This window comes from Cryobacterium sp. MLB-32 (assembly GCF_000738085.1).
GTDB lineage: Bacteria > Actinomycetota > Actinomycetes > Actinomycetales > Microbacteriaceae > Cryobacterium.
On record NZ_JPRS01000288.1, the window covers coordinates 1 to 2,971 of the forward strand.

Sequence of the window (2,971 nt, forward strand, 5' to 3'; positions counted from 1 at the left end):
AATCCGCGCAATGGCGCTAAACAACAAAGGCCTCCAGTTTGTAACGTAAATCGAGCTTAACGCAGATCGAGCCTGCCGAGTTCCACCAACGAATTATTCCGTTGTTGCAACCCGACAAGCTCGACTGGTTCTACCGAGGGACTACTTTACTGATCCGCCTGCGGCGACGATCTTCTGCAGTGCTGAGCCAGAGACCTTGTCGACCGAAACGGTCAGCTTGACGGTGATTTCACCGTTGCCGAGAACCTTGACCTTCTCGTTGTCCCGAACTGCGCCCTTGGCGACCAGGTCGGCGATGGTAACATCTCCTCCGGTCGGGTACAGCTCTTCCAGACGCTCCAGGTTGACAACCTGGTACTCGACCCGGAACGGGTTCTTGAATCCACGCAGTTTCGGGGTGCGCATGTGCAGAGGCATCTGCCCACCCTCGAAGCCGATGCGCACGTTGTAGCGTGCCTTCGTACCCTTGGTTCCACGACCCGCGGTCTTACCCTTGGATCCTTCACCACGGCCCACGCGCTGGCGGGCCTTCTTTGCTCCGGGAGCCGGGCGAAGGTGGTGTACCTTCAGCACGTGCTCGCGGGGCTCCGTCGGCTCAGCCTTGACGGCTGCTGCAGCGGCGGGCGCCTTCTTTGCTGCAGCCTTGGGAGCTGCTGCCTTCTTCGTGGCGGGCTTGTCGGCTACCGTCTTGGTAGCTTCCTTCTCGTCAGCCATTAGTCAATCTCCTCGACCTTCACGAGGTGAGCGACGGTGTTGACGTAACCACGGTTCTGCGAGTTGTCCTCGCGGATCGTGACGGCGCCAATGCGTCGGAGACCCAGGCTGCGAAGCGTGTCGCGCTGGTTCTGCTTCTCACTAATTTTGGACTTGATCTGTGTGATCCTCAGCTGAGCCATCACGCACCTGCCTTTGCTGTTGCTGCAGCGGCTGCTGCGGCGGCATCGGCGCGGAGGAAACGGGCCGGAGCCACGTCTTCATAGGCAAGGCCGCGGCGAGCCGCAACCGCACGCGGCTCTTCGAGCTGGTGCAGTGCCTCCACCGTGGCGTGCACGATGTTGATGGTGTTCGACGAACCGAGCGACTTGCTCAGAACGTCGTGGATGCCTGCACACTCGAGTACGGCGCGCACCGGGCCACCGGCGATAACGCCGGTACCAGCTGCTGCCGGACGGAGCAGGACAACGCCGGCTGCGGCCTCACCCTGGACGGGGTGCGGAATGGTCAGGCCGACGCGGGGAACGCGGAAGAAGTTCTTCTTCGCTTCCTCGACGCCCTTGGAGATAGCGGTCGGCACCTCGCGGGCCTTGCCATATCCAACGCCGACCAGTCCGTTACCGTCTCCGACGACGACGAGTGCGGTGAAGCTGAAGCGACGACCACCCTTGACGACCTTGGATACCCGGTTGATGGTGACGACGCGCTCCAGGAACTGGCTCTTGTCGGCATCGCGGCTTCCGCGATCCTTGTTCGGGTTGCGCTCGCGTCCGCCACGACGAGCCTCACGAGGCTCGTTCTGGGCAGGCGCCGTTGAAGCGGCGGTTTCAACCGGCGCTTCTGCAACGGCAGCAACTGGTGCTGTGGTTTCGGTCTTGCTGGTTTCAGTGCTCACAGGTTCAATCCACCCTCTCGAGCTCCCTCGGCGATGGCAGCGACGCGTCCCGCGTACTTGCTGCCACCACGGTCAAATACAACGGATTCGATCCCGGCGGCTTTCGCGCGCTCAGCAACAAGTTCGCCGACCTTGCGGGCCTTGGCGGTCTTGTCACCATCGAAGGTGCGCATGTCAGTCTCGAGCGTGGATGCCGACGCAAGGGTGAAGCCCTTGCTGTCGTCGACAACCTGAACGAATACGTGACGTGCCGAACGCGTGACGACGAGGCGGGGGCGAAGCTCCGTACCTACGACCTTTTTGCGAAGACGTGTGTGCCTGCGTCCACGGGCAGCGGACTTGCTCTTGCCTCTAGTTCCGAGTCCCATGGCTACTTACCACTCTTTCCGGCCTTGCGGCGCACAATCTCGCCGGCGTAACGCACACCCTTGCCCTTGTACGGCTCCGGCTTGCGAATCTTACGAATGTTGGCGGCGACCTCGCCGACAGCCTGCTTGTCGATACCGCTGACCGTGAGCCGGTTGACGGCGTCGACGGTCAAGACGATTCCTACGGGGGGCTCGACGATGACGGGGTGCGAGAAGCCGAGGGCGAACTCAACTGAGGTGCCCTTCTGCGCTGCGCGGTAACCGGTACCAACGATTTCGAGGCCCTTGGTGTATCCAACGGTGACGCCAATGATCTGGTTGTTGATCAGTGTGCGGGTCAGCCCGTGCAGCGAACGCGAGTTGCGCTCGTCATTGGGGCGAGTGACGAGAACGTGACCGTCCTCAATCTTGACCTCAATGGGCTTGGCGACGACGAGCGCGAGCTCGCCCTTCGGGCCCTTGACGGAGACGGCCTGGCCGTCGGCCACAACCGTTACCCCAGCAGGGATCGGGATGGGAAGTCTTCCAATACGTGACATTCTCAGTTACCACACGTAGGCGAGAACTTCTCCGCCTACGCCCTTCTTCTCAGCCTGGCGGTCGGTGAGCAGACCGCTGGAGGTGGACAGGATGGCTACACCGAGACCGCCGAGAACCGTGGGGATCTCAGTCGACTTTGCGTAAACGCGCAGTCCGGGCTTGGAAACCCGCTTGATGCCGACGATGGAACGCTCACGGTTCGGACCGAACTTCAGGTCGAGCGTGAGGGTGTGGCCAACGCGAGCATCCGTCACGGTCCAGGCTGAAATGTAGCCCTGTGCCTTGAGGATATCTGCGATGTGCGCTTTCAATTTGCTATGCGGCATCGACACTGTGTCGTGGTACGCCGAGTTAGCGTTGCGCAGTCTGGTCAGCATGTCTGCGACCGGATCTGTCATTGTCATTTTGTGGTGCCTTTCTCGCCTGGTTTCGCCCATCCGTTACACGGATGACG

6 protein-coding genes are annotated in these 2,971 nt (G+C 61.4%); all 6 read right to left on the minus strand.

From position 1 onward, the window contains the following. Positions 1-141 precede the first annotated feature (141 nt). Genes rplO through rpsH form a run of 6 tightly spaced genes read right to left on the minus strand, consistent with a single transcriptional unit; the run spans position 142 to position 2,921 of the window. The gene (gene rplO / locus JF66_RS17675; protein ID WP_081882481.1) at positions 142-714 is read right to left on the minus strand and encodes a 50S ribosomal protein L15; all 573 of its coding nucleotides are present in this window, start codon (positions 712-714) and stop codon (positions 142-144) included. Then, entirely contained in the window at positions 714-896 is a 183-nt protein-coding gene (rpmD, locus tag JF66_RS17680; protein WP_174775401.1) for a 50S ribosomal protein L30, read from the minus strand. Before rpmD ends, rplO begins: the two co-directional genes overlap by 1 nt. After that, positions 896-1,609 (minus strand): 30S ribosomal protein S5, encoded by a 714-nt coding sequence (rpsE, locus tag JF66_RS17685; protein ID WP_035880086.1) that lies wholly within the window; start codon positions 1,607-1,609, stop codon positions 896-898. The genes rpmD and rpsE overlap by 1 nt, the downstream gene beginning before the upstream one ends. Further along, positions 1,606-1,977, minus strand: a complete 372-nt coding sequence (rplR, locus tag JF66_RS17690) for a 50S ribosomal protein L18 (RefSeq protein ID WP_035834625.1) — start codon at positions 1,975-1,977, stop codon at positions 1,606-1,608. Before rplR ends, rpsE begins: the two co-directional genes overlap by 4 nt. 2 nt (positions 1,978-1,979) lie before the next feature. Further along, positions 1,980-2,516 (minus strand): 50S ribosomal protein L6, encoded by a 537-nt coding sequence (gene rplF, locus JF66_RS17695; protein ID WP_035880087.1) that lies wholly within the window; start codon positions 2,514-2,516, stop codon positions 1,980-1,982. A 6-nt stretch (positions 2,517-2,522) separates the two neighbouring features. Continuing rightward, the gene (rpsH, locus tag JF66_RS17700; RefSeq protein ID WP_035834623.1) at positions 2,523-2,921 is read right to left on the minus strand and encodes a 30S ribosomal protein S8; all 399 of its coding nucleotides are present in this window, start codon (positions 2,919-2,921) and stop codon (positions 2,523-2,525) included. Between the last annotated feature and the right edge of the window lie 50 nt (positions 2,922-2,971).

Excerpts from the sequence above, each read along its gene's own strand:
- rplO (WP_081882481.1), bottom strand. The coding sequence starts at position 714 with ATGGCTGACGAGAAGGAAGCTACCAAGACGGTAGCCGACAAGCCCGCC.
- rpsH (WP_035834623.1), bottom strand. The coding sequence starts at position 2,921 with ATGACAATGACAGATCCGGTCGCAGACATGCTGACCAGACTGCGCAAC.
- rpmD (WP_174775401.1), bottom strand. The coding sequence starts at position 896 with ATGGCTCAGCTGAGGATCACACAGATCAAGTCCAAAATTAGTGAGAAG.
- rplR (WP_035834625.1), bottom strand. The coding sequence starts at position 1,977 with ATGGGACTCGGAACTAGAGGCAAGAGCAAGTCCGCTGCCCGTGGACGC.
- rplF (WP_035880087.1), bottom strand. The coding sequence starts at position 2,516 with ATGTCACGTATTGGAAGACTTCCCATCCCGATCCCTGCTGGGGTAACG.